The organism is Streptomyces sp. NPDC026206, from assembly GCF_040638465.1.
GTDB lineage: Bacteria > Actinomycetota > Actinomycetes > Streptomycetales > Streptomycetaceae > Streptomyces.
The window spans coordinates 18271-43912 of record NZ_JBEZYL010000009.1 but is presented as its reverse complement, the minus strand read 5'-3'; the positions used below and the strand labels follow the sequence as shown (position 1 = coordinate 43912).

The 25642-nt window shown below is 71.6% G+C and carries 20 protein-coding genes; 10 read left to right on the top strand and 10 right to left on the bottom strand.

The genetic code is table 11. The features are described 5' to 3' along the window. Positions 1-90: 90 nt before the first annotated feature. The gene (locus AB0F13_RS15370; protein ID WP_362081074.1) at positions 91-1488 is read right to left on the bottom strand and encodes an alpha-amylase family protein; all 1398 of its coding nucleotides are present in this window, start codon (positions 1486-1488) and stop codon (positions 91-93) included. 305 nt (positions 1489-1793) lie between these two features. On the opposite strand from AB0F13_RS15370, the gene AB0F13_RS15365 reads away from it, so the two are divergent. The 6 genes from AB0F13_RS15365 to AB0F13_RS15340 all read left to right on the top strand — a co-directional run bounded on the left by AB0F13_RS15365 (position 1794) and on the right by AB0F13_RS15340 (position 8613). Beyond that, positions 1794-3095: an extracellular solute-binding protein gene (locus tag AB0F13_RS15365; protein WP_362081071.1), complete on the top strand. Its 1302-nt coding sequence runs from the start codon at positions 1794-1796 to the stop codon at positions 3093-3095. Positions 3096-3101: 6 nt separating this feature from the next. Then, positions 3102-4046 (top strand): sugar ABC transporter permease, encoded by a 945-nt coding sequence (locus tag AB0F13_RS15360; RefSeq protein ID WP_362081068.1) that lies wholly within the window; start codon positions 3102-3104, stop codon positions 4044-4046. Next, a complete protein-coding gene (locus AB0F13_RS15355; protein ID WP_362081065.1) occupies positions 4043-4894 on the top strand; it encodes a carbohydrate ABC transporter permease in 852 nt (283 codons plus the stop codon). The genes AB0F13_RS15360 and AB0F13_RS15355 overlap by 4 nt, the downstream gene beginning before the upstream one ends. 76 nt (positions 4895-4970) lie before the next feature. Continuing rightward, positions 4971-6611 (top strand): alpha-amylase family glycosyl hydrolase, encoded by a 1641-nt coding sequence (locus AB0F13_RS15350; protein WP_362081062.1) that lies wholly within the window; start codon positions 4971-4973, stop codon positions 6609-6611. A 25-nt stretch (positions 6612-6636) separates the two neighbouring features. Then, positions 6637-7713, top strand: a complete 1077-nt coding sequence (locus tag AB0F13_RS15345; protein ID WP_362081059.1) for a LacI family DNA-binding transcriptional regulator — start codon at positions 6637-6639, stop codon at positions 7711-7713. Between the two features lie 54 nt (positions 7714-7767). Beyond that, positions 7768-8613: a phosphatase PAP2 family protein gene (locus tag AB0F13_RS15340; protein ID WP_362081056.1), complete on the top strand. Its 846-nt coding sequence runs from the start codon at positions 7768-7770 to the stop codon at positions 8611-8613. Positions 8614-8640: 27 nt separating this feature from the next. Here AB0F13_RS15340 and AB0F13_RS15335 read toward each other — a convergent pair whose 3' ends face one another. From AB0F13_RS15335 to AB0F13_RS15315, 5 genes are all read right to left on the bottom strand, one after another. After that, positions 8641-11730, bottom strand: a complete 3090-nt coding sequence (locus AB0F13_RS15335; RefSeq protein WP_362081053.1) for a bifunctional [glutamine synthetase] adenylyltransferase/[glutamine synthetase]-adenylyl-L-tyrosine phosphorylase — start codon at positions 11728-11730, stop codon at positions 8641-8643. Positions 11731-11772: 42 nt separating this feature from the next. After that, positions 11773-13134: a type I glutamate--ammonia ligase gene (glnA, locus tag AB0F13_RS15330; RefSeq protein ID WP_362081050.1), complete on the bottom strand. Its 1362-nt coding sequence runs from the start codon at positions 13132-13134 to the stop codon at positions 11773-11775. A gap of 264 nt (positions 13135-13398) precedes the next feature. Next, entirely contained in the window at positions 13399-13878 is a 480-nt protein-coding gene (locus AB0F13_RS15325) for a hypothetical protein (protein ID WP_362081046.1), read from the bottom strand. A 127-nt stretch (positions 13879-14005) separates the two neighbouring features. Then, positions 14006-14878, bottom strand: a complete 873-nt coding sequence (locus tag AB0F13_RS15320) for an alpha/beta hydrolase (protein WP_362081043.1) — start codon at positions 14876-14878, stop codon at positions 14006-14008. Between the two features lie 46 nt (positions 14879-14924). Then, positions 14925-16400: an APC family permease gene (locus tag AB0F13_RS15315; protein ID WP_362081040.1), complete on the bottom strand. Its 1476-nt coding sequence runs from the start codon at positions 16398-16400 to the stop codon at positions 14925-14927. 398 nt (positions 16401-16798) lie between these two features. On the opposite strand from AB0F13_RS15315, the gene AB0F13_RS15310 reads away from it, so the two are divergent. Next, positions 16799-18553: an NAD+ synthase gene (locus AB0F13_RS15310; RefSeq protein ID WP_362081037.1), complete on the top strand. Its 1755-nt coding sequence runs from the start codon at positions 16799-16801 to the stop codon at positions 18551-18553. Positions 18554-18670: 117 nt separating this feature from the next. Here AB0F13_RS15310 and AB0F13_RS15305 read toward each other — a convergent pair whose 3' ends face one another. The 4 genes from AB0F13_RS15305 to AB0F13_RS15290 all read right to left on the bottom strand — a co-directional run bounded on the left by AB0F13_RS15305 (position 18671) and on the right by AB0F13_RS15290 (position 22463). Continuing rightward, positions 18671-18883 carry a DUF2277 domain-containing protein gene (locus tag AB0F13_RS15305; protein WP_362081034.1) on the bottom strand — a complete coding sequence of 71 codons (213 nt, stop codon included), beginning with the start codon at positions 18881-18883 and terminating at the stop codon, positions 18671-18673. 40 nt (positions 18884-18923) lie between these two features. Next, entirely contained in the window at positions 18924-20018 is a 1095-nt protein-coding gene (locus AB0F13_RS15300) for an endonuclease/exonuclease/phosphatase family protein (protein WP_362081031.1), read from the bottom strand. A gap of 199 nt (positions 20019-20217) precedes the next feature. After that, positions 20218-20847, bottom strand: coding sequence for a TetR/AcrR family transcriptional regulator (locus AB0F13_RS15295; RefSeq protein WP_362081028.1), 630 nt, complete (start codon positions 20845-20847; stop codon positions 20218-20220). After that, positions 20844-22463: an MFS transporter gene (locus AB0F13_RS15290; RefSeq protein WP_362081024.1), complete on the bottom strand. Its 1620-nt coding sequence runs from the start codon at positions 22461-22463 to the stop codon at positions 20844-20846. Before AB0F13_RS15290 ends, AB0F13_RS15295 begins: the two co-directional genes overlap by 4 nt. 210 nt (positions 22464-22673) lie before the next feature. On the opposite strand from AB0F13_RS15290, the gene panB reads away from it, so the two are divergent. From panB to AB0F13_RS15275, 3 genes are all read left to right on the top strand, one after another. Next, positions 22674-23543 carry a 3-methyl-2-oxobutanoate hydroxymethyltransferase gene (gene panB / locus AB0F13_RS15285; RefSeq protein ID WP_362081021.1) on the top strand — a complete coding sequence of 290 codons (870 nt, stop codon included), beginning with the start codon at positions 22674-22676 and terminating at the stop codon, positions 23541-23543. A gap of 246 nt (positions 23544-23789) precedes the next feature. Next, the gene (locus tag AB0F13_RS15280) at positions 23790-24812 is read left to right on the top strand and encodes an ATP-binding cassette domain-containing protein (RefSeq protein ID WP_362081018.1); all 1023 of its coding nucleotides are present in this window, start codon (positions 23790-23792) and stop codon (positions 24810-24812) included. Continuing rightward, positions 24809-25636 carry an ABC transporter permease gene (locus tag AB0F13_RS15275; protein WP_362081015.1) on the top strand — a complete coding sequence of 276 codons (828 nt, stop codon included), beginning with the start codon at positions 24809-24811 and terminating at the stop codon, positions 25634-25636. Before AB0F13_RS15280 ends, AB0F13_RS15275 begins: the two co-directional genes overlap by 4 nt. Positions 25637-25642 lie beyond the last annotated feature (6 nt).

The following is a 25642-nucleotide window of genomic DNA, read 5'->3' as shown; positions in this document are numbered from 1 at the left end:
CCGTTTCCTGGGGCCTCGCCCCAGACCCCGGACCGCGCTGACGCGCGGTGTCCTCAATCGCCGGACGGGCTGAACTCGGGGAAAGCTCACTCAGCTGCACGTACGGGCGGCCGCGTGCAGCGCCATTGCCGTGTTCGGGGCGAGCGTGGCCGCGAAGCGGCCGGACGGGTCCACCGTCACGCGGCGGCCGCTCTGGACGTCGCAGTAGTCGCCGGCCGGCAGCGACGTCTGGAAGGTGCGGCTCAGCGGGTAGGTCTCGTGGTTGATGGCCACGTAACCCTTGTCGCCCCGTCCGAAGGCGACGGCCTGGTAGCCGTTGTCCCACCAGCCGGTCACGGCCGTGCCCCGCACGGCATTGCGGAAGGCCACCATGTTTTTGATCTCGGGCCACTTGTGCTGGCACTTCCAGCCGTCCTGCCAGCACGCGGTGACGGAACCGCCGTTGGGAGGTCCGGCGTCGCGCTCGGTGAACTCGTAGCCCGAGTGGATGTCGGGTGAGCCGTACGGCCAGGCGAGCATGAAGACGTTCGCCAGGGTGTAGTCCGCGCCGTCCTTGTAAGTGAGGGTGTCGCCGCCGCGCTCGGTGTCGTGGTTGTCGACGAAGACGGACGCCTGGGAGCCGGGCAGGTAGCCCCAGCCCTCGCCGTAGTTCTTGAGGTAGGCGAGCCGCTCGTTGCCGAACACCCGCTTGAGGTCCCGTGCGTAGCGGAACTCCTGGACGTCTCCCGTGCCGGTGTACTCCTGCGGCTGTACGGCCTCTGAGGCACCGTGGATGGTCTCCTGCTTCCAGTACACGCCGGGCTTGGCGAGCCTGGCCTTGATGGCGGCGAGGTCCTCGGCGGGGATGTGCTTGGCGGCGTCGACGCGGAAGCCGTCGACGCCGAGGGAGAGCAGGTCGTCGAGGTAGCCGGCGATGCGGTTGCGGACGTGGTCCTCGCCGGTGTCCAGGTCGGCGAGTTCGACGAGTTCGCAGTCCTGGACGTTGCGGCGGTCCCGGTAGTCGCTGACGACCGTCGTGCAGTCGTCCATGTCCTGGCGCTGGTAGGTGCCGGGGTAGTCGTACTTCGTATACGAGGTCCCGCCGGTGCCGGTGCCGGAGCCCGCCGCCATGTGGTTGACGACGGCGTCGACGACGACCTTCACCCCGGCGCCGTGGCAGGCGGCGATCATGCCGGCGAAGGCCGCGCGGTCACCGAGCCGGCCGGCGATGCGGTAGCTGACGGGCTGGTACGAGGTCCACCACTGGGGGCCCTGGATGTGTTCCTGGGGCGGGGAGACCTGGACGTAGCCGTAGCCGGCGGGGCCGAGGGTGTCCTTGCACTCCTTGGCCACGGAGGCGTATTTCCACTCGAAAAGGACTGCCGTGACGTCCTTGTCGCCGGGCGTGCCCGCCCGGGCGGGGGGCGGGGAGACGACCGCGGCCGCGACGAGGGCGAGCGCGGCGGCCAGGGCTCTGCGGGCGATTGTGGGCATGGCGGTGGGGGCCATGGTCCCTCCTGAGGTGGGGGAAGGAAGCGATGCGGCCTTGAGCGGCAACGCGCCGCGCCCGTAGGGCCCCTGAGGGGTGGAAGCTTCTTGCTGCAAGCTTGCCCGCACGGCAGCAAGCGCTTGCCGGTCGTGACCGTACGAGCCCCACCTTCACCGGTCAACCCTTTGGACACGGTCCGGTTACAACCAGGAAATCTCGCGATTCCCTTCTTGCAAGGTCTTTCGCAAGAGATTGCAGCCTGTTAGCTTCCTCCTCAGCTCGGGCCGCCCTGCCCCCCAGGCGGCCTCCTGGAAGAGGAGTCCATATGCGAAGAGGCATATCGGTCGCCGCCGTCGTCGGCGTGCTGGCCCTGACCGCGACCGCGTGCGGAGGTGGCGGCGACAACGGGAGCGACGGCTCCAAGGCGGCACAGGACCCGGGCAGTGTGAGCGGGACCGTCACCTGGTGGGACACCTCGGACGCCACCAACGAGGCGCCCGCGTTCAAGAAGCTGGTCGCGGCCTTCGAGGCGAAGCACCCGAAGATCAAGGTCGAGTACGTCAACGTCCCCTTCGACCAGGCGCAGCAGAAGTTCAAGACCGCCGCCTCCACCGGCAAGGGCGCCCCCGACGTGCTGCGCTCCGATGTGGGCTGGACCCCCGGCTTCGCGCAGCTCGGCTACCTCAAGGACCTCACGGGCACCCCGGCCCTCGACAAGTCGGACGACTTCCTCGAAGGCCCGCTGAAGAACGCGGCGTACCAGGGCAAGACGTACGGCGTCCCGCAGGTCACCGACACCCTCGGGCTCCTCTACAACAAGGAGCTGTTCCAGAAGGCCGGCATCGACAAGCCGCCGGCCAGCTGGCAGGAGGTCAAGGAGGCCGCCGGGAAGATCAAGGACAAGACGGGCGCCGCCGGCATCGGGCTGAGCCCCGACAGTTACTACTCGCTGCCCTTCCTCTACGGCGAGAACAGCGACCTGGTCGACGCCGGCAAGAAGAAGATCACGATCGCCGACGCCGCCTCGCGCAAGGGCATCGAGACCGCCGTCGACCTCGTCAAGTCCGGTGCGGCGCCCAAGCCGGCGGGCACGGACGGGTACAACGTCCTCAAGACGGACTTCAAGAACGGCAAGCTGGCGATGCTGATCGACGGTCCCTGGGCGACCAAGGAGATCTTCGGCGGCGACGCCTACACGTCGCGCGACAACCTGGGCATCGCACCCGTCCCCGCCGGCTCCACCGGCACTGCGGGCGCGCCCGTCGGCGGCCACAACCTCGTGGTCTACGCGGGTTCGAAGAACTTCGACGCCTCCTACCTCTTCACGCGCTTCATGACCGAGGCCGCGCAGCAGGAGAGCGTCGCCACCGCCATCGGCGTGCTGCCGACCCGCAAGTCGGCCTACACCAAGGACGTGCTGTCCGACCCGGTGCGCAGCGCCTACTACCACGCGCTGGACAAGGCCCACCCACGGCCGCCGATCCCGCAGGGCGGTGACCTGTTCACCGACTGGCTTCAGCACTACACCAAGATCCTCACGCTGAAGGAGGACCCGAAGGAGGGTATGGACGCCACGGCCAAGGCCTGGCAGTCCGCGCTCCTCAAGGACTACGGCATCGAGGAGTAGGACCTCATGTCCACAGTCGTCACCCGGGTCAGGCGCTCCTTCGACACCCACTGGTATGCGTGGGCGATGGTGCTGCCGGTGGTCGTGGTCCTGGCCGTGCTCGTCGGCTATCCGCTGGGCAGGGGCATCTACCTGTCCTTCACCGATGCCAACGAGGCGAACGTCGGCCGGACCATCGGCGTCAACCACATCGCCTCGACCTACCAGTTCGTCGGCCTCGACAATTACTGGAAGGTGCTCTCCGGCCAGGAGGGCCACTTCTACTCCCGCCTGACCTGGACCGTCCTGTGGACCGCGTCCTGCGTCGTCCTGCACTACACCATCGGCCTGGGCCTGGCGCTGCTGCTCAACCGCCAGGTGCGGTTCCGGGCGCTGTACCGGGTGCTGCTGATCCTGCCGTGGGCGGTGCCTGCGTTCGTCGCCACGTTCTCCTGGCGGCTGATGTTCAACGAGAAGTACGGCGTCCTCAACGCCTTCCTGACCGGCCTGGGCATGGACCCCGTGGACTGGCTGGGCGACAGCACCCTGCAGAAGGTCTCCGCCGTCGCGGTCAACGTGTGGCTGGGCGTGCCGTTCATGATGGTGGCCATCCTCGGCGGCCTGCAGTCGATACCGGCCGAGCTGCACGAGGCGGCGGAGATGGACGGGGCCTCGCCCTGGCAGCGGTTCCGGCACGTGACGCTGCCGGGGCTGCGGCCGGTGAGCGGGACGGTGATCCTGCTGGGCGTCATCTGGACGTTCAACATGTTCCAGGTCATCTACCTGCTGATCGGGCAGGGGGCGAGCTCGGAGAGCGAGATCCTGGTGACGTACTCCTACCGGCTCGCCTTCCAGGGCGTACGCGACTACGCGGGCTCGGCGACGTACGGCATCCTCATCCTCTCGCTGCTGCTGGTCTTCGCCGTCTCCTACCGCCGGATGCTCGCCCGACAGGAGGCCACGACGCGATGAGCAGCACCCTCAAGCCGCGCGAGCGCGGGCAGCGCTCGCGCGCGGCCTCCGTCGCCCTGCACACGGCGCTGATCGGCGCCTCCGCCATCTCCCTGTTCCCCGTCCTGTTCATCGTCTTCGTCTCCCTGCGGGGGCGGGACGGCTGGCAGGAGCCCACCCGCTTCGTCGGGTTCGGCTTCTCGAACTACACGCACATCCTGAGCGAGACCAAGTTCCTGACCTGGTTCGGCAACTCGGTGATCGTGGCGCTGGGCGCGACCGTGCTGGGCGTGCTCATCGCGGCGACCGCCGGGTACGCCGTGTCACGGATGCGCTTCCCCGGGCACCGGCCGCTGATGTGGACGTTCCTGGTGGTGCAGATGTTCCCGATGGCGGTGCTGATCGTGCCGCTGTACAACATCCTCGGGCAGCTGGGACTGCTGGACTCCTACGCGGGGCTGATCGTCACCTACTGCTCGGTGTCGGTGCCGTTCTGCGCGTGGATGCTCAAGGGCTACTTCGACTCGATCCCGGCCGAGATCGACGAGGCGGGCCGGGTGGACGGGCTGACGCCGTTCGGCACGTTCTGGCGGCTGATCGTGCCGCTGGCCCGGCCGGGGCTGGCCGTCACCGGCTTCTACTCCTTCGTCACGGCCTGGGGCGAGGTCGCCTTCGCCAGCCAGTTCATGAGCAGCGAGGAGCACTACACCCTGGCCGTGGGCCTGCAGACCTTCGTCGGCCAGCAGAAGGCCGAGTGGGGGCTGATGACGGCGGCGGCCGTGCTCATCACGATCCCGGCCGGCCTGGTCTTCTTCATCGCCCAGCGGCACCTGGTCGCCGGCCTGACCGCGGGCGGCACCAAGGGCTGACCTTGAGCCGCCGGCGTCGTTGAGCCCCACACACGCACCGCCCCGTCCTACGAGACTACGAGCCGATAGGAAGTACATGACCCAGGATCTCGCGCCCTCCGTCCGCCCGGCCGCCGAAGCCTGCGCCGTGCGAGCCGACGGCTGGTGGCGCAGCGCCGTCATCTACCAGGTGTACGTGCGCTCGTTCGCCGACAGCGACGGCGACGGCATCGGCGACCTGCGCGGGATCCGCGAGCGGCTGCCGTACCTGGCGGGCCTGGGTGTGAACGCGGTGTGGCTCACCCCGTTCTACGCCTCGCCGCAGGCGGACGGCGGTTACGACGTGGCGGACTACCGGGCCGTGGACCCGCTGTTCGGGCAGCTGTCGGACGCGGACGACCTGGTGCGCGAGGCACACCGGCTGGGCCTGCGGGTGATCGTGGACATCGTGCCCAATCACACCTCGGACCAGCACGCGTGGTTCAGGGCCGCGCTCGCGGACCGCTCCGGGGGGACGGCCCGCGAGCGCTATCACTTCCGCCCCGGCAAGGGGGCACAGGGCGAACTGCCGCCGAACGACTGGGAGTCCGTCTTCGGCGGCCCGGCCTGGACGCGCACGACCGGCGCGGACGGCACCCCCGGCGAGTGGTACCTGCACCTGTTCGCGCCCGAGCAGCCCGACCTCAACTGGGACAACGCGGAGGTCCGGGCGGAGTTCGAGTCGGTGCTGCGGTTCTGGCTGGACCTGGGCGTGGACGGCTTCCGCATCGACGTGGCGCACGGCATGGTCAAGGCCGAGGGGCTGCCGGACATCGGGCTGAGCGAGCAGGCCAAGCTGATCGGCGCGCAGGTGCTGCCGTTCTTCGACCAGGACGGCGTGCACGAGATCCACCGCTCCTGGCGGCGGCTGCTGGACTCCTACGAGGGGCAGCGGATCGGGGTGGCGGAGGCGTGGGCGCCGACGTCCGAGCGGCTCGCCCTGTACGTGCGCCCCGACGAGCTGCACCAGGCGTTCAACTTCCAGTTCCTGACCTGCGACTGGGGAGCGGGGCCGATGCGGGAGGTCATCGACGGGTCGCTGGCGGCGACGCTGTCGGTGGGGGCGCCCACGACGTGGGTGCTGTCCAACCACGACGTGGTACGGCACGCCACCCGCTACGGCGGCGGCGACGCGGAACTCGGCCTGCGCCGGGCCCGTGCCGCGGCGCTGCTGATGCTGGCGCTGCCCGGCTCGGCCTACGTCTACCAGGGCGAGGAGCTGGGGCTGCCGGAGGTCGTGGACCTTCCCGACGGGGTGCGCCAGGACCCGGCGTTCTTCCGCGGCGACGGCCAGGACGGCACGCGGGACGGCTGCCGGGTGCCGCTGCCGTGGTCGGGCGAATCGGCCCCGTACGGCTTCGGGCCGGGCGGCAGCTGGCTGCCGCAGCCCGAGGCGTGGCGGGGGCTGTCGGTTCAGGCGCAGTCCGGCGACCCACGCTCGACGCTGGAGCTGTACCGCTCGGCACTGGCGCTGCGGGGCGAGCTGCCGGGGCTGGGCGACGGCGAAATGACGTGGCTGGACGCGCCGGAGGGCGTGCTGGCGTTCTCCCGGCCGGGCTTCGTGTGCACCTTCAACACGCTCGGTGACGAGGTGGCGCTCCCTGTCCCGGGCCGTCCGCTCCTGGCGACCGCGGCCCTGGAATTCGCCGGTGGAACGGTCCGGATTCCTTCGGATACATGCGTGTGGTGGGCAGTCTGAGATGCGACCGGTACAGTCACCTCCTGTGACCGCCCGGCTTGCCGATATCGCAGCTCAGGCGGGTGTCAGCGAAGCAACCGTCAGCCGCGTCCTCAATGGAAAGCCGGGGGTCGCCGCCACCACCCGTCAGTCGGTGCTGGCCGCGCTCGACGTCCTGGGCTACGAACGGCCGGTCCGACTGCGGCAGCGCAGCGCGGGCCTGGTCGGACTGATCACCCCCGAGCTGGACAACCCCATATTCCCGGCCTTCGCCCAGGTGATAGGGCAGGCGCTCACCCGGCAGGGGTACACCCCCGTCCTCGCCACCCAGACGCCGGGCGGCTCCACGGAGGACGAGCTGACGGAGATGCTGGTCGACCGGGGCGTCGCAGGCATCCTCTTCGTCTCCGGACTGCACGCCGACACCTCGGCGGACACCCAGCGTTACGAGCGGCTGCGCGCCCAGGGCGTGCCGTTCGTGCTGATCAACGGCTTCTCCTCGAAGGTGCAGGCGCCCTTCGTCTCGCCCGACGACCGGGCGGCCATGGGCCTGGCCGTCACCCATTTGGCCGCACTGGGCCACCGGCGGATCGGGCTGGCCCTGGGGCCCAGGCGGTACGTCCCGGTGCAGCGGAAGATCGAGGGCTTCCTGCTCGGCATGAAGGAGCAGCTCGGGGTGGCGGGTCCGGAGGCCGAGCAGCTGATACAGCACTCGCTGTTCACCCTTGAGGGTGGTCAGGCGGCGGCCTCCGCGCTCATCGCGCGGGGCTGCACTGCGGTGGTGTGCGCGAGCGACATGATGGCGCTGGGGGCGATCCGGGCGGCGCGTCAGAGCGGCCTCGAAGTACCGCGCGACGTCTCGGTGGTGGGCTTCGACGACTCGCCTCTCATCGCGTTCACCGATCCGCCGCTGACGACGATCCGGCAGCCCGTGCAGTCGATGGGGCAGGCCGCGGTGGGTGCGCTGCTGGAGGAGATCGGCGGTACTCCGGCGCCGCACAGCGAGTTCGTCTTCCTGCCCGAACTCGTGGTGCGCGGATCGACGGCGTCCGCTCCGGGAGCGCGCACGCGGGCACCTGCCGGTGCTCCCGGGACCGGGGAGATACAGACCGGAAGCGGCTGAGACCAGACCTGGGGATGATCTGCCGCCGAGCGCTTTCTGGCAGACTCTTTCCCTATGGGTGAAGCGACAGTAAGGACCCTGGAAGGCCGGACGGCCGCTCCGCCACCCACCGAGGATCGCGCGGCGGCGTCGGCGGACAGCGGCTCGGCGCGAAGTCCACGGCGCGTTCCGCGGCGTCCTCGCCTGTGGTTCGAGGTGCTGCTGATCGCGGTCAGTTACTGGACGTATTCCCTCGTCCGCAATGCCGTGCCCGAGCAGAAGGCGGCGGCGCTGCGCAACGCCGACTGGGTCTGGCAGGCCGAGCGGACGTTGCACATCGCCGTCGAGCACACCGTCAACCAGGCCGTGAATTCGGTGACCTGGCTGGTGGTGGGCATGAACTACTACTACGCGACCTTGCATTTCGTGCTGACGATCGGCGTGCTGGTCTGGCTGTACCGCTGGCATCCGGGTCGTTACGCCGCGGCCCGGCTGGCGCTCTTCGCCACGACGGCCGTGGCATTGCTCGGTTACTACCTGTACCCACTGGCGCCACCGCGGCTGATGGACGGCATCGGTTTCGTCGACACGGTCGTGGTGCACCACACGTGGGGCTCGATGGCCTCGGGAAACCTGGCCAACGTCTCGAACCAGTACGCGGCGATGCCGTCGATGCACATCGGCTGGTCGACGTGGTGCGGGCTGACCATCGCCATGCTGGCGCGGCCGGTGTGGGCGAAGGTGCTGGGGGCGCTGTACCCGGTCCTGACGCTGGTCGTGATCGTGTCGACGGCCAACCACTTCTGGCTGGACGCGGTGGGCGGCGTGCTGTGCCTGGGCTTCGGCTCCGCCCTGTCCTACGCCTGGTTCGGGGCGTTTCCCTGCCGGCTCGCCCGCCATGTGGCGCTCCAGGGCGCATAGCGCGATGCTGGAGACGGCTCCCGCCGCTCAGGCGCCGTAGAACAGCTCCTCGACCACGGCCCGGGCCCGCCGCGTGACACGGCGGTAGTCGTCGAGCATGTCCCCGACGTGGCCCGGTCCGTAGCCGAGGTAGCGGCCGACGGCGGCCAGCTCGCGGGCGTCGCCCGGGAAGGTGTCCCCGGCGCGGCCGCGGACCAGCATCACGGCGTTGCGCACGCTGGTCGCGAGGACCCATGCCTCGTCCAGGATGCGGGCGTCCTCGGTGGGGATCAGGCCGGCGGCGCAGGCCGCGGCGAGCGCCTCGCGGGTGCGGGTGGTGCGCAGCCCGGGTTCGGCCCAGCCGTGGCGCATCTGCAGCAGCTGGACGGTCCATTCGACGTCCGACAGGCCGCCGCGCCCGAGCTTGGTGTGGGTGGTCGGGTCGGCGCCGCGGGGCAGCCGCTCGGACTCCATGCGGGCCTTGAGGCGGCGGATCTCGCGCACCGCGTCCTCCCCCAGGCCCTCGGCGGGGTAGCGCAACGGGTCGGCCAGTTCGATGAAGCGCCGGCCCAGGTCCGCGTCGCCCGCGACCGGCTCGGCCCGCAGCAGGGCCTGGCTCTCCCACACCAGCGACCAGCGCCGGTAGTAGGCGGCGTAGGAGGCGAGGCTGCGCACGATGGGCCCGGACTTGCCCTCGGGGCGCAGGTCGGCGTCGACGAGCAGCGGCGGGTCGGTGGTGGGCAGCTGCAGCAGCCGGCGCATCTCGCCCGCGACGGCGAACGCGGCCTTGGCGGCGTCCTCGTCGGATACGCCGTCGCGCGGCTCGTGGACGAAGAGGACGTCTGCGTCGGAGCCGTAGCCCTGTTCGTGGCCGCCGAAGCGGCCCATGCCGATGACCGCGAACCGGGTGGGCAGGGTGTCACCCCACTCGCCCCGTACGGCCGCGCGCAGGGCACCGGCGATGGCGGCGGCGTTGAGGTCGGAGACGGCGTCGCCGGCGGTGCGGGTGCGGTCCCCGGGGTCGCTGCCGGCCGTCTCGGCGTGGCCGCGGGAGCCGGTGCCGCGCTCGCCGTTGGCGTGGGCGCCGTCACGGGCGTGCCCGTAGGCCCCGATGATGTCGGCGGCGGCGGTGCGGAACAGCTCGCGGCGGCGCACGCCGCGTACGGCGACGATGGCCGCTTCGGCGTTGTCGGCGCGGCCCACGGCGGCCAGCACCTCCTGTTCGAGGGCTTCGCGGCCGCGCGGGCGCAGGCCGCCGGGGTCGCCGAGCAGGGCGACGGCCTCGGGGGCGCGCAGCAGCAGGTCGGGGGCGAGGCGTCCGGCGGACAGTACCCGGGCGAGGTTCTCGGCGGCGGCGCCCTCGTCGCGCAGCAGGCGCAGGTACCAGGGGGTCCTGCCGAGGGCGTCGGAGACCTTGTGGAAGTTGAGCAGGCCGGCGTCGGGGTCGGCGGAGTCGGCGAACCAGCCGAGCAGGACGGGCAGCAGGGTGCGCTGGATGGCCGCCTTGCGGGTGACGCCGGAGGCGAGGGCCTCCAGGTGGCGCAGGGCGGCCGCGGGGTCGGCGTAGCCGAGGGCCTTCAGGCGCTGGCCCGCCGCCTTGGGGCTGAGCCGGATCTCGCCGGGCTCCAGCTGGGCGACGGCGTCCAGCAGCGGGCGGTAGAAGAGCTTCTCGTGCAGCCGCCGCACCTCGCGGGCGTGCAGCTTCCACTGCCTGCCGAGCTCGGCCACGGGCTCCTTGCCGCCGGGCCACTGGTAGGTGCGGGCCAGCGAGCGGCCGAGGCGGCGCAGGTCGGCGTCGGCCTCGGGCACGAGGTGGGTGCGGCGCAGCCGGTGCAGCTGGATGTGGTGTTCCATGGCGCGCAGGAAGCGGTACGCGGCGTCGAGGGCCGCCGCGTCGGCCCGGCCGACGTAGCCGCCCGCGGCGAGGGCGGCCAGTGCGTCGAGGGTGCCGCCGACGCGCAGAGTGGCGTCGCTGCGGCCGTGCACCAACTGCAGCAGCTGGACGGCGAATTCGACGTCGCGCAGGCCGCCGGGGCCGAGCTTGAGCTCGCGGTCGACCTGGGTGGCGGGGATGGAGGCGATGACGCGGCGGCGCATCTGCTGGACGTCGGCGACGAAGTTCTCGCGCTCGGCGGCCTGCCAGACCAGGGGGGAGACGGCGTCCACGTAGCTGTGCCCGAGGGCGAGGTCGCCGGCGACGGGCCGGGCCTTGAGGAGGGCCTGGAACTCCCAGGTCTTCGCCCAGCGCTGGTAGTAGGCGAGGTGGCTGCTCAGGGTGCGGACCAGGGGGCCGTTGCGGCCCTCGGGGCGCAGATTGGCGTCGACGGGCCAGATGGTGCCCTCGGGGGTGACGTCCGAGCAGACCCGCATCATCCGGGACGCGAGCCGGGTCGCGGCCTGCAGGGCGGGCCCCTCGGGCGTGCCGTCCCGGGCCTCGGCCACGAAGATCACGTCGACGTCGGAGACGTAATTGAGTTCCTGGCCGCCGCACTTGCCCATGCCGATGACGGCGAGCCGGCAGGCGGCGGCGTCCGCCGGCTGCTCCTGGGCGGCGATGTCCAGCGCCGCGCGGAGCGTGGCGGTGGCCAGGTCGGCCAGTTCGGCGGCGGCCTGGGCGACATCGGTGGTGCCGCTGACGTCGCGGGCGGCTATGGCCAGCAGGCAGCGGCGGTAGGCGGCGCGCAGTGCGTCGGGTGGCGTGAGCCCGGCGTCGCGCCCGGCCCGGACGCCCGCGGCGAGGGCGCGCTCGAACTCCGGTGTGCCGGGGTGCAGATCGGCCGATTCGAAGCTGTCCAGGGCGTGCCAGTCGGCGGGGTGGCGGGCGAGGTGGTCGCCGAGCGCCTCGGACGCGCCGAGCACGCCCAGCAGCCGGTCGCGCAGCGGCTTGGCGGTGACCAGGGTGCCCAGCAGGGCCCGCCGCTCCCCGTCGTCGCCCTGCGCCTCCACCAGCCGTACGAGCCCGCGCAGTGCGAGGTCGGGGTCGGCGGTGGCGCCGAGCGCGTCGAGGAGCACGGGGTCGGACCCGGCGGCCGCCAGAGGGGGGTCCTCCAGCAGCCGCCCGGCGGCCGCCGGCTCGGTGAAGCCGTAGCGCAGCAGCCGGGTGTAGGTGCTGCTGCGGCGCCCCTCGGGCACGGTCATCGGACTCTCCTCGGGGCGGGGCCGGACCACTTCGGGTACGGGTCAGAGCACCGGCAGCATCTTGCGCAGCTCGAAGGCGGTGACTTCCGAGCGGTATTCCTCCCACTCCTGCTTCTTGTTGCGCAGGAAGAAGTCGAAGACGTGCTCGCCGAGGGTCTCGGCGACGAGCTCGCTGCGCTCCATGAGCTCGATGGCCTCGCCGAGGTTCTGCGGCAGCGGCTCGATGCCCATGGCGCGGCGCTCGGCGTCGGAGAGCGCCCACACGTCGTCGTCGGCGCCGGCGGGGAGCTCGTACCCCTCCTCGATGCCCTTGAGGCCGGCGGCCAGCAGGACCGCGTAGGTCAGGTAGGGGTTGGCGCCGGAGTCGATGGAGCGGACCTCGACGCGGGCCGAGCCGGTCTTGCCGGGCTTGTACATCGGCACGCGGATGAGCGCGGAGCGGTTGTTGTGGCCCCAGCAGATGTACGAGGGGGCCTCGCCGCCCGCGCCGGCGCTGCGGGCCGAGCCGCCCCAGATGCGCTTGTAGGAATTGACCCACTGGTTGGTCACAGCCGAGATCTCGGCGGCGTGCTTGAGCAGGCCCGCGATGAAGGACCGGCCGACCTTGGAGAGCTGGTACTCCGCGCCGGACTCGTAGAAGGCGTTGCGGTCGCCCTCGAAGAGGGAGAGGTGGGTGTGCATGCCGGAGCCGGGGAACTCCGAGAACGGCTTGGGCATGAACGTGGCCTGCACGCCCTGCTCCAGCGCCACCTGCTTCATCACCAGCCGGAACGTCATGACGTTGTCGGCGGTGGAGAGCGCGTCGGCGTAGCGCAGGTCGATCTCCTGCTGGCCGGGGGCGCCCTCGTGGTGGCTGAACTCCACCGAGATGCCCATGGATTCGAGCATGGTGATGGCCTGGCGGCGGAAGTCCATGCCCACGTTCTGCGGGGTGTGGTCGAAGTAGCCGGAGGAGTCGGCGGGCACCGGGCGGGTGCCGTCGACCGGCTTGTCCTTGAGCAGGAAGAACTCGATCTCGGGGTGGGTGTAGAAGGTGAACCCGAGGTCGGAGGTCCTGGCGAGGATGCGCTTGAGGACGTAGCGCGGGTCGGCGTAGGACGGCGAGCCGTCCGGCATGAGGATGTCGCAGAACATCCGGGCGGTGCCGGGAGCCTCGGCGCGCCAGGGCAGGATCTGGAAGGTGCCCGGATCCGGCTTGGCGATCATGTCGGACTCGTAGACCCGGGCGAAGCCCTCGATCGCGGAGCCGTCGAAGCCGATGCCCTCGTCGAAGGCCTGCTCAAGCTCGGCCGGGGCGACGGCCACGGACTTCAGATAGCCGAGGACATCGGTGAACCACAGCCGTACGAACCGGATGTCGCGCTCTTCGAGAGTGCGGAGCACGAACTCCTGCTGCTTATCCATAACTGTCATCCTCGCTGGTCAGGCCGTCCGCTCCCAAGCAGCGGGCCGCATCGGGGGCACATGAGCATCCCACCACACGGTTTCGGCGGCGTTGCCTGCGCACGTCCGAACATCTCGCGCCATGTGCGTGTACCCCCTCTTACGCGTCTGCGCCCATACTGCCTGCTGGGCTCGTGACCCATGCACCCCATTGTGGGGCACCGCCCAGATCTTGGTCGACTCCCTCCCGCGCGAAGGGGACGGGGAGGGCGCGGGGAAGGCCGGTTACGCGGGGGCCTTCAGCAGCTGCCACTCGTGCGCGGGGGCGCCGTTCGCGGGGAGGACCATCGTGATGCCGTAGGAGCCGTCGCCGGACTTGCGGCCCACGTGGACGGCGAGCTTGTCGGCGGTGGAGTGGCGGTGGCTCATCAGGGCACGGCCGGTCCAGTTCCAGCGCTGGGTGCGGTCCGCGGGGGTGGCGAGCCGCCGCAGGACGGGGCTGTGGCCGGCCGGGCCGAGGAGGAGGGTGAGCACGCGCGGCACGTGCTCGCCGGCGTCGGCGGCGAGGGTGACCACCCCGGTAGCGGTGTCGATGTGCCAGGCGTAGTGGTGCTCGGTGACCGTGCCGCGGTCCCGGACGTCGACGAAGCCCTCGGTGGCATGGCCGCACAGGACGTAACGGGGGTCCGCCTTCCACTGGACGGCGTACTTCACGCCCTGCTCGATCTCGCCGCCGAACGGGGTGTAGTGGTGCTGCGTGCTCACGTGGGTGCTCCTCGCCTGCGAAACGACCCGCCCCCTTCCGCTGCTCACACTGGCGCACCCGCACACCGCGCACCCACCGGCCGCGGCCAAGCGGGTGGCGGCACGCGGGCGGGCGGGCCGTTCGGCGTCAGACCCGGACGAACGGAGTGGCGAGCACCGCCGCGGCGATGGCCTGCGGCCGGTCGTACATCAGCAGATGGCCCGCGGGGGCGACCGCCTCGAAGCGGGCGTCGAGGCGGTCGGCGAGGGCGCGCTGGCGCTGGAGCCAGCGCCGCTCCAGCCAGGAACCGGTGCCCGGGGAGGCGGCGAGGACGGTGACGGGGGCGGGCGGCAGGCCGTGGTGGGTGCGCAGCTCCTCGAGCTCGGCGGCCACGTCGCGGTAGCGGGTGTTCTCCATGAGGATGGCGCGCACCACGCGCCCGGTGCCGTAGGTGCGGCGCACCAGGTCCGCGGGGGCGGGGTCGTGGCGCTTGACGGAGGCGGAGCGGACGGAGAACCGGCGCAGGGCGGGGCCCAGCGCGCGGGGCAGCCCGGCCGTGGCGAAGGCCAGGCCCCGCACATGGGCGGCGGCGGTGCGCAGCTCGCGGCCGGGCACGGCGCGGGCGTTCTCCTCCACGCTGCCGTCGACCAGGACGAGCCCGGCCGTGCGCTCGGGGTGGAGCCGGGCGAACGCCTCGGCGTGGAACCCGGCGAGGGAGTGCCCGACGACCGTCGCCGGGCCGGTCAGGCCGAGCGCGTCGAGGACGCCCGCTATGCGGGCGGCCTCGGCGGCGGCGGTGGGCGGTTCGGCGGGCGGGGCGCTGAAGCCCAGTCCGGGGCGGTCGAAGCGGACCACCGTGCGGTGGGGCGTGAGCAGCGGTACGACCGGCTCCCAGTCGAACCACCCCATGCCGAGCCCCGCGCTGAGCACGCACACGGGCCCGGAGCCCTCGCGTACGACGTGCAGTGCGATGCCGCCCACCCGCAGCATCCGCCCCGGTGGCCGTTCCGTACCGCTCATGCGGGTCCCCCTTCGGTCCGTCCCCCACCCGGAGGGCACGGACAAGCTACTCGACGGTGCCCGCCTGCCGGTGCCCGGCCGCCACCCAGTGCGGCTTGCGGAACTTCAGGAAGGCCAGCGGTGCGAGGAGGCCGAGGGTCAGCAGGCCGCCGCCGACCATCGAGACGTAGCGCCAGAGAGGGCCGCCGCCGAACTGGTCCGGCGGTACGAAGCCGATGCACATGGCCCCGGCCGAGGCCGCGAAGCCGATGCCGGCGACGAGGTGCACGGCCGGCACCCGGAAGCCGCGCGGCTGGTCGGGCCGGGTGGCGCGCAGCCGGATGACGGCGGCGAACATCAGCAGGTAGACGACGAGGTAGATCTGCGTGGTGACGACCGAGAAGATCCAGTACGCGCTGGAGACGTCGGGGATGAAGGCGTAGAGCAGGGCGATGAGCGTGGTCAGGACGCCCTGGGCGACCATGATGTTCCGCGGGACGCCGTTCTTGTTGAGCTTCTGCAGAACGGGCGGCAGATAGCCCTCCTGCCGGGAGACCATGAGCAGCCCCTTGGAGGGCCCGGCCAGCCAGGTGAGCATGCCGCCGAGGGCCGCCGCGACGAGCAGGACGCCGACGACCTTGGTCAGCCAGCCCACGTGGAAGTGGTCGAAGAAGCCCTGGAACGCCTGCATCACGCCCGCGGTGAGGCTGAGGTTCTCGCTCGGCATCACCCAGCTGATGGCCAGCGCGGGCAGGATGAAGATCAGCAGGACGAGGCCGGTGGCCGTGAACATCGAGCGCGGGTACTGCCTGCCGGGCTCGCGCAGCGCGGAGACGTGCACACCGTTCATCTCCATGCCCGCGTACGACAGGAAGTTGTTGACGATCAGCACGAGGCTGGCCAGTCCCGTCCACGGCGGGAGGAGGTGGCCGCCGTCCATGGGCGCGGCGGACGGGTTGCCCTGGGCGAGGAAGACCAGGCCGAGGACGACGAGGACGACGCCCGGTATCAGCGTGCCGACGACCAGGCCCGTGCTGGAGAGCCCGGCGACGGCCTTCGTGCCGCGCAGGGAGATCAGCACGCCCGCCCAGTAGATGACGACGATGACGATGGCGATGTAGAGGCCGTTGTCGGCGAGCGAGGGGTCGATGACGTAGGCGAAGGTGCTCGCCACGTACGCCAGCAGGCTCGGGTAGTAGGCGATCGTCATCGCGAACTGGCACCACACGGCCAGGAAGCCCAGCGGCTTGGACAGCCCCTCGCTCACCCACCGGTAGACGCCGCCGGGCCAGCCGGACGCCAGCTCGGCGGAGACGAGGGCGGTCGGCAGCAGGAACACGACGGCGGGCAGGAGGTAGAGGAAGACGGCGGCGAGCCCGTAGATGGCCATGGAGGGCGAGGGGCGCAGGTTCGCGACCGAGGCGGTCGTCATCATCGCGAGGGTCGCCCACGAGATGAACTGCGCCTGGCCGGTGCCCGGCGCGGGGGCGGCGACGGCCGTGGTGGGGGGACGTTCGTCCCGAACCTGTTCCGTGGTGGTCATGGGGAAGAGCGTCCTTCGGGCCGTGCGTCGTCAATCGTTTTCGCCCAATGATCGGGCCTTGGCACCGCTCTGTGCACATCCGGCCCATCGGTCACACCTTGAGTGCGGGGAGGGCGGATACCTGCGCATACCCGGAGGGGGTAGGCGCCCCGGGAAGGTCCGGGGCGGGTGGAGGCAGGTGACGCACGGGCGGCGAAGGGCCGGCGCCCGGCGCGGCCGGCTGCCGCCGTTCGCCGCGCCGGCGCCGGGCACGTGACCAGGCACACACCCGGGCACCCGCGCGCTCACGGCGGGTTGCCCGGTTCCGCGATGACGTCGTCCGCGGGCCGGGAGTGCGGCCGGCCCGTCGTGTCGGCACTCACACCACATTGCGTCAGTCAGACGATTAGACTGACGGCGTGGCTCAACTTCGTCTCGCCCTGAACCAGATCGACTCCCGCGTCGGCGACATCGCCGGGAACGCCGAGTCGATCGTCCACTGGACCCGGCACTCCGCCGAGCAGGGAGCCCATCTCGTGGCGTTCCCTGAGATGGCGCTGACGGGCTATCCCGTCGAGGACCTGGCGCTGCGCTCCTCCTTCGTCACGGCCAGCCGGGAGGCGCTGCGCTCCCTGGCCGCCCGCCTCCAGGCGGAGGGGCTCGGGGAGTTGCCGGTCGTCGTCGGTTACCTCGACCGCAGCGAGGAGGCGCGCCCCCGCCTGGGCCGCCCCGCCGGTGCCCCGCGCAACGCCGCCGCCGTGCTGCACCGCGGCGAGGCCGTGCTGACCTTCGCCAAGCACCACCTGCCGAACTACGGGGTCTTCGACGAGTTCCGGTACTTCGTGCCCGGCGAGACCCTGCCCGTGATCCGCGTCCATGGCGTGGACGTCGCCCTCGCCATCTGCGAGGACCTCTGGCAGGACGGCGGCCGCGTGCCCGCCGCCCGCTCCGCCGGTGCCGGGCTGCTGCTGTCCATCAACGCCTCCCCGTACGAGCGCGAGAAGGACGACACCCGGCTGGAGCTGGTGCGCAAGCGCGCCCAGGAGGCCGGCTGCACCACCGCCTACCTGGCGATGACCGGTGGCCAGGACGAGCTGGTCTTCGACGGCGACTCGATCGTCGTCGACCGCGACGGCGAGGTCGTCGCCCGGGGCCCGCAGTTCGAGGAGACCTGCCTGGTGCTCGACCTGGAGCTGCCGGACGCCCCGGACGGGGTCCCCTCCGGCGTCGTGGACGACGGCCTGCGCATCGAGCACGTGACGATCTCCGCCGAGCCCCTGCCCGGCTACGAGCCGCGGTTCGCCGGCGGGCTCGCCCCGCGCCTCGGCGACGACGAGGAGGTCTACAAGGCGCTGGTGACGGGCCTGCGGGCGTACGCCGAGAAGAATGGTTTCCGCAGCGTGCTCATCGGCCTCTCCGGGGGCATCGACTCGGCGCTCGTCGCGGCCGTCGCCTGCGACGCGGTCGGCGCGCGGAACGTGTACGGCGTGGCCATGCCCTCCCGCTACTCCTCCGACCACTCCATCAGCGACGCCGAGGAGCTCGCCCGGCGCACCGGCCTCAACTTCCGGACCGTGCCGATCGCGCCGATGTTCGACGCGTACATGGGCGCGCTGAGCCTGACCGGGCTCGCTGAGGAGAACCTCCAGTCGCGCCTGCGCGGCACGATGCTGATGGCGATCTCCAACCAGGAGGGGCACATCGTGCTCGCGCCGGGCAACAAGTCCGAGCTGGCGTGCGGCTACTCCACGCTGTACGGGGACTCCGTCGGCGCGTACGGACCGATCAAGGACGTCTACAAGACCGGCATCTTCCGCCTCGCCAACTGGCGCAACCAGGCGGCGGCCGAGCGCGGCGAGACCCCGCCCATCCCGGAGAACTCCATCACCAAGCCGCCGAGCGCCGAGCTGCGCCCCGGCCAGGTCGACACGGACTCGCTGCCGGACTACGAGGTGCTCGACCGGCTCCTGGAGCTGTACGTCGACCGCGACCGGGGCCGCGATGCCATCGTCGCGGCGGGCTTCGACCCGGCGCTGGTCACGCGCGTCCTGCGGATGGTGGACACGGCGGAGTACAAGCGCCGGCAGTACCCGCCGGGCACGAAGATCTCCGCCAAGGGCTTCGGCAAGGACCGCCGCCTGCCGATCACCAACAGCTGGCGCGAGGCCCTCTGACCCCTACCCGGGGCTCCGCCCCGGACCCCGGTCCTCGAACTCCCCCGGCTACCGCTGGCAGGTGCCCCCGGACGGGCTCGATCCGAGCCCGTCCGGCGCTTGAGGACATGGGGCACCTCACTGCCGGCCGCGCACGACCAGCCCGTCCAGCAGCCGCGCCGTGGCACCGGCCACCGCGTCGACCGCCTCGTCGAAGACCGCCTGGTTGTGCGCGGCCGGTGCGCGGAAACCCGACACCTTGCGCACGTACTGCAGGGCGGCCGCCCTGATGTCCTCCTCGCCCACTTCCGGCGTGGCCGGAGGCCTGAGCGTCTTGATGCTGCGGCACATGACTCCAGTGTGCCGCGCGCCCCGCCCCGTCGGGCAGAGGTCAGATCCTGACCCGCGCCGCGACCGGCAGGTGGTCGCTGCGCGTCGCGGGGAGCGTCCACGCCGAGAGCGGGTCCATACCGCGCACCATGATCTGGTCGATGCGCGCCATCGGCAGGCTCGCCGGCCAGCTGAAGCCGAAGCCGTCGCCCGCTGCGCCCTGCGCCGAGCGCAGCTGTGAGGTGATGGGGGCGAGCGAGCGGTCGTTCATGGTGCCGTTGAGGTCACCGAGGAGGACGACCCGCTTCTCCGGCTCCTGGGCGATGGCCCGGCCGAGCGCCTCGGCGCTGCGGTCGCGCTGCCCGGCGGTGAAGCCGGCGTTGAACTTCACCCGCACCGACGGCAGGTGCGCGACGTAGACGGCGACGGGGCCCTGCGGGGTCTTGACGGTGGCACGCAGCGCCCGCGTCCAGCCCAGGCGGATGTCGACGGGCTGGACCAGTTCGAGCGGGTACTTGCTCCAGATGCCGACCGTGCCCTGCACGGAGTGGTACTTGTGCGTGCCCGCCAGCGCCCGCTCGTACCGCGAGGCGTCGCCGAGCTCCTCCAGCGCGACGACGTCGGCGCCCGAGGCGGCCACGGCCCGGGCGGTGGCCGCGGGGTCGGGGTTGCCGGCGTTGACGTTGTGGGTGGCGACCGTGAAGTTGCCGCCCTTGCCGGACTTGTCGCTCAGCAGCCCGCCGAAGAGGTTGGCCCAGACCACCGAGGGCAGCACCAGGGCTATCAGGGCAGTCGCCGAGCGGCGCCACAGCGCCAGGCCGAGCAGCACGGGGACGAAGAGGCCCAGCCAGGGCAGGAAGGTCTCCGTGAGGCTGCCGAGGTTGCCGACCCGGTTGGGGATGTCGGCGTGCACCAGCATCAGCAGGCCGAGCAGCACGGCGAGCACCGCGACGACCAGGCCGCGCTGCCAGACGCCCCGGCCCGTCCACTGTTCCTTCCAGTTCTTCCAGGACGCCTTTTCCCGGTTCCCCTGGTTCCCCTGGTTCCCTTCGTTCCCCCGGCCCTGCCACTGGCCCAGGAAGCGCCGGGGTCCGGAGCCGGTCCGCTCCGGACCTGCTCCCTCGCGGCCCGTCTCCTCCATGTATGCCTGCGGCATCGGCTGTCCTCACTGCTCCGTGTGCTGCGTCCCCGCCACCTGACCATAGGTGATCACCGCGGCGCGGGGCTTACCGGACGCCCCTGGCGGGAGCGTCGGGGAGGAGGACGAGCGTCCGCCCTGCCGGGGTTCCTGCCCGCCGGGCCGCGGAGGGGGCTGTGACACAACGGGCACATTCGGGGCAGGTACGGCAGCGCGGTCAGCGGGCGGCGGGCCGGACCCCTTCCAGCAGGGTGTCGACGATCCGCTCCGCCAGCCCCTCGGGCAGCTCGCTCCGCTCGTGGAACAGGGCGCGGGAGAGCATCGGGCTGACGAACAGATCGGTGAGGAGCTCGGTGTCCAGGTCGGCCCGGATCTCCCCCTCGGCCATGCCGCGCCGCAGCACCGCGTCGAACGCCTCCCGCCGGGCCCGCACGACCGTGTCGTGGTACTCCGCCCACAGCCTGGGGTGCGTGCGCACCTGGGCCACCACGGTGCGCAGCACGGCGGACGAGCGCTTGGCCAGGCCGCGCCGGCGCAGGAACTCCAGCAGGGCGACGAGGTCGTCACGGGCGGAGCCGCCCGTGAGCCGGGGGCCGGCCTCCTCGTCCAGGGAGCGCAGCACGTCGAGCATCAGCGCCTCCTTGCCCGCCCAGCGCCGGTAGACGGTGGCCTTGCCCACGCCCGCCTCGCGGGCTATGCGCTCCATCGACAGCTCGGCGACGGTGACGTCCTCCTCCAGCAGCCGCAGCACGGTCTCGATGACGGCGGTGCCGACGGCGGCATCGCGCGGCCGCCCCCGGCGCCCGGCCGGCGCCCCGGGCCCGGTCATGGCGGTGGGCTCGCTCATTGCCCCGCTCCCGCCTGCTCCTTCTCCGCGCCGGGGCGGGTCCCGCCGGCGGCGGCGCGGGCCGGGATCCCGGCCGGCAGGAAGAGCACGGCGACGAGCGCCCCGAGCAGGGCGACGGCACTGGCGCCGAGGACGGTGACGTGCATGGCGTGGACGAAGGCGTCCTGGGCGGGGCCGATGAGGTCCCGGCCGGCCGGGCCGAGCCTCCCGGCGGCGGCGCGGGTGGCCTCGATGGACTCCCCGGCGGCGTGCCGGGCCTCGTCGCTCAGTCCGGGGACGCCGTCGAGCCGCCCGGAGATGCCGTCGCGGTAGGTGGTGGAGAGCACCGAGCCGAGCACGGCCACGCCGAGGGCGCCGCCGATCTGGCGGAAGGTGTTGTTCACCGCGGAGCCCGAGCCCGCCTTCTCCCGGGGCAGCGACTGCATGATCGAGACGGTGGCGGGCGGCGTGATGTGCGCCATCGCGGCGCCCTGGAAGAAGAACAGCACCTCCAGCACCCAGATCGGGGTGTGCGTGTCGAGCAGTGCGTAGCCGGCCATGGTGGCCGCCATCACCACCATGCCGCCGGTGCACACGGCACGGGCGCCGAACCGCTGGACGACGAGCCGGGCGCGTGGCGCGAAGGCCATCTGGGCCGCGGCGAGCGGCAGCATCAGCAGGCCGCTCTGCAGCGGGGTGAAGCCACGGGCGCTCTGGGTGTAGAAGACCATGAAGAAGGTGACGCCCATCAGCCCGAAGAAGACCAGTCCCAGCGAGGAGACCGCGGCGGAGAAGGCCGGATTGCGGAAGTAGCGGACGTCCATCGCGGGGTGGGTGCTGCGCCGCTCGTGCAGCACGAACAGGGCAAGGACGAGAAGGCCGCCGCCGGCGGTGCCGTAGACCTCGGGGTCGGTGAAGTCGGCGAGCTGGCCGCCCTTGATGATGCCGTAGACCAGCAGCACGAGCCCGACGACGGACAGCAGCACGCCGAGCGGGTCGAGCCGGCCGGGCCGGGGGTCCCTGGAGTCGGGCACGAGCAGCGCCATCACGGCCAGGGCGGCGACGACGATCGGAATGTTGATCAGGAAGACCGAGCCCCACCAGAACCGGCTGAGGAGGATGCCGCCGGTGATCGGCCCTATGGCGATGGCGAGCCCGACCGCCCCGGCCCAGATGCCGATGGCCTTGGGCTGCTCCTCCCGCTCGAAGACGTTCATGATGATCGCGAGGGTCGCGGGCATCACGAAGGCCCCGCCGAAGCCCATGACCGCGCGGTAGGCGATCAGCTCGCCGGGCGAGCCGGCCAGCGAGGCGAGCGCGGAACCGATCCCGAAGACGGTCATGCCGAAGAGCAGGACCTTCTTGCGGCCCAGCCGGTCGCCGAGGAGACCCGCGGTGAACAGTATTCCGGCGAAGACCAGTGTGTAGGCGTTGATCGCCCACTCCAGCTGGCTCTGTGTGGCCCCGAGCCCGGTGGGGGCGGGCGCGGCGATCGTCTTCATCGCCACATTGAGGACCGAGTTGCCCAGCACGACCACGAGCAGGCTGCACAGCAGCACGGCCAGGATCGCCCACCGTCTGCGGTGGACGGCCTCGGGGACCTTGCGGGGCGCCGGCGCGGCGTCGGAGGTTGCCATGGACACCACCCTAGGTGTTGCGATACGGGACCGTCTCGTATTGGGAAGGCCTTGGCCGACGCCGCCGCCGGCCGACCCGGCCCGGCCCGGCCGCCGGGCGTTCAAGCGCTCGGGGGGCCACTTCCGCCCCCGGACGCGGCGTGTCAGCATGGGAGGTGATCCGGGGACGCCGTCAGGGCGCCTCGAGACGACATCACAGGAGCCATGGCAATGACGCATGCCTTGAAGACCCCCGACAGCGGCCAGAAGAGCAACAAGGCGCTGTACGGCGGTACGAGTTCCCGTCGCATCACCGTCCGTGACATCGCCGCCGCCAAGGGGCGCGGCGAGAAGTGGCCCATGCTCACCGCCTACGACGCGATGACCGCCTCCGTCTTCGACGAGTCGGGCATCCCCGTCCTGCTCGTGGGCGACTCGATGGGCAACTGTCACCTCGGCTACGAGTCCACGGTCCCGGTCACCATGGACGAGATCACCATCCTCTCGGCCGCCGTCGTACGGGGCACCAGTCGTGCCCTCGTCATCGGCGACCTGCCCTTCGGCTCGTACCAGGAGGGCGCCGTCCAGGCGCTGCGCAACGCCACCCGGCTGGTCAAGGAGGCGGGCGTCGGCGCGGTCAAGCTGGAGGGCGGCGAGCGCTCGGCCCACCAGATCGAGCTGCTGGTGCAGTCCGGCATCCCGGTCATGGCACACGTCGGGCTGACCCCGCAGTCCGTCAACGCCTACGGCGGCTACCCGGTACAGGGCCGCGGCGAGGAGGCGGCCCAGCAGCTGCTCCGCGACGCCAAGGCCGTTCAGGACGCGGGCGCGTTCGCGGTCGTCCTCGAGCTGGTCCCCGCGGAGCTGGCCGCCGAGGTCACCCGCATCCTGCACATCCCCACCGTCGGCATCGGCGCCGGCGCCGAGTGCGACGCACAGGTGCTGGTGTGGACCGACATGGCCGGGATGACCAGCGGCCGGCTGCCGCGCTTCGTCAAGCAGTACGCGCAGATGCGCGAGGTCCTCGGCGACGCGGCCAAGTCCTTCGCGGAGGAGGTCGTGGGCGGCGCGTACCCGGCGGAGGAGCACTCCTTCCACTGACCGGTGCTCCGCCCGGACTCCGGTCCTCAAGTGCCGGACATGCCGAAAAGCAGCCCGTCCGGCGCTTGAGGACACAGGCACAGCCGGCCCGTCCGGCGCTTGAGGACAAGAAACGGGTGAAAGGCGGGGCAGGGACACCCTCCGCCGGTGCCCTGTCGGCGATCTGTCGGCGGCCTGTCGGCGCCCACGCGGGACCGTCGACAGGCTGTCGGACCGTTGTCAGTGGGACCTGGCACCGTTATCGGCATGACGCGAAACGACATCCCCCCATACGGCGGGAACGCCGTCGAAGTACGGGGCCTGGTCAAGCACTTCGGCGAGACCAAAGCTCTCGACGGGGTCGATCTGACCGTACGCGAGGGCACCGTCCTCGGCGTTCTCGGCCCCAACGGCGCGGGCAAGACCACCCTGGTGAGGTGCCTGTCCACGCTGCTCCGGCCGGACGCGGGCAGCGCCCGCGTCGCGGGCTACGACGTGCTGAGCCAGCCCCGGCAGCTCCGCCGGGTCATCGGGCTCACCGGTCAGTACGCCTCCGTCGACGAGAAGCTCTCCGGGTTCGAGAACCTCTACATGATCGGGCGGTTGCTCGATCTCTCCCGCAAGGACGCGCGACGGCGGGCGGCGGAGATGCTGGAGCGCTTCTCGCTGACGGAGGCCGGCAAGCGCCTCGCCATGAACTACTCCGGCGGCATGCGCCGCCGGCTCGACCTGGCCGCCTCCATGATCGGTCAGCCCGACGTGCTGTACCTGGACGAGCCGACCACCGGCCTCGACCCGCGCACCCGCAACGAGGTGTGGACGGAGGTCCGGCGGATGGTCCACGAGGGTGCCACCGTGCTGCTCACCACGCAGTACATGGAAGAGGCCGAGCAGCTGGCCGACGAGCTGACGGTCATCGACCGGGGAGTGGTGATCGCCGGGGGCCGGGTCGACGAGCTCAAGGCCAGAGTCGGCGGGCGCACGCTGCAGATCCGCCCGGCGGACCGCGCCGAGCTGCCGCGGATGGCCGACGCGGTGACGGTTGCCGGGCTGGCCGGGATCGCCGGCGCGACCGCCGACGAGGCGGAGGGCGTGGTCAACGTCCCGATCATCAGTGACGAGCAGCTGACCGCCGTGGTCGGGCTGCTGGGCGGCCAGGGCTTCACCATCGCCGGCATCGGCACCCATCTGCCCAGCCTGGACGAGGTCTTCCTGGCCGTCACGGGCCAGAAGGCCTCCGCCCCGGACGCGGCGGAGCACATCGACGAGCTCGAGGAGGTCGCGGCATGAGCGCGGCGACGGTCACCCCACCCGCAAAGACGGCGTCCGCCCGCGACGGCCGGATCGGCCTGCGCGGCAATCTGCGGCACATCGGGGCGCTGGCGCGCCGCAATATGCTCCAGATCAAGGCGGACCCCGAGTCGATGACCGACGTCCTGCTGATGCCGGTCATCTTCATCCTGCTGTTCACCTATGTCTTCGGCGGCTCGATCGCCGGCAAGGGCAACGAGCAGGAATACGTCAGCTACCTCGTCCCCGGCCTGATGGCGATGATGGGCATGAACATCGCCATGGCCGTCGGCACAGGCATCAACGACGACTTCAAGAAGGGGGTGATGGACCGCTTCCGCACGATGCCGATAGCCCGGTCCTCCGTCCTCGTCGCGAAGATCGTCGTCGAGATCGGCCGGATGCTCATCGCGACCTCGATCCTCCTGGTCATGGGCTTCGCCATCGGCCTGACCGTCAGCACCTCGGCGCTGCACCTGCTCGCGGCGGTGGCGCTCGCCATGGCCTTCGGCTCCTCGCTGATGTGGATCTTCATGCTGCTGGGCCTGACCATGAAGACGGCGCAGGCTGTTCAGGGGGTCGCCATGCTCGTCCTGATGCCCCTGCAGTTCGGCAGTTCGATCTTCACCCCGCCCACGAAGATGCCGGGCTGGCTGGAGGCCTTCACGAAGTACAACCCGCTCTCCAACCTCGCCGACGCCTCCCGCCACCTGATCAACGGCGGCGCGGTGGCCCACTCGGTGTGGATGACGCTGGCCTGGTCGGCGGGGATCACGCTGGTGACGGCGCCGCTGGCGGTCGCCAAGTTCCGCCAGAAGACCTGAGCTCCG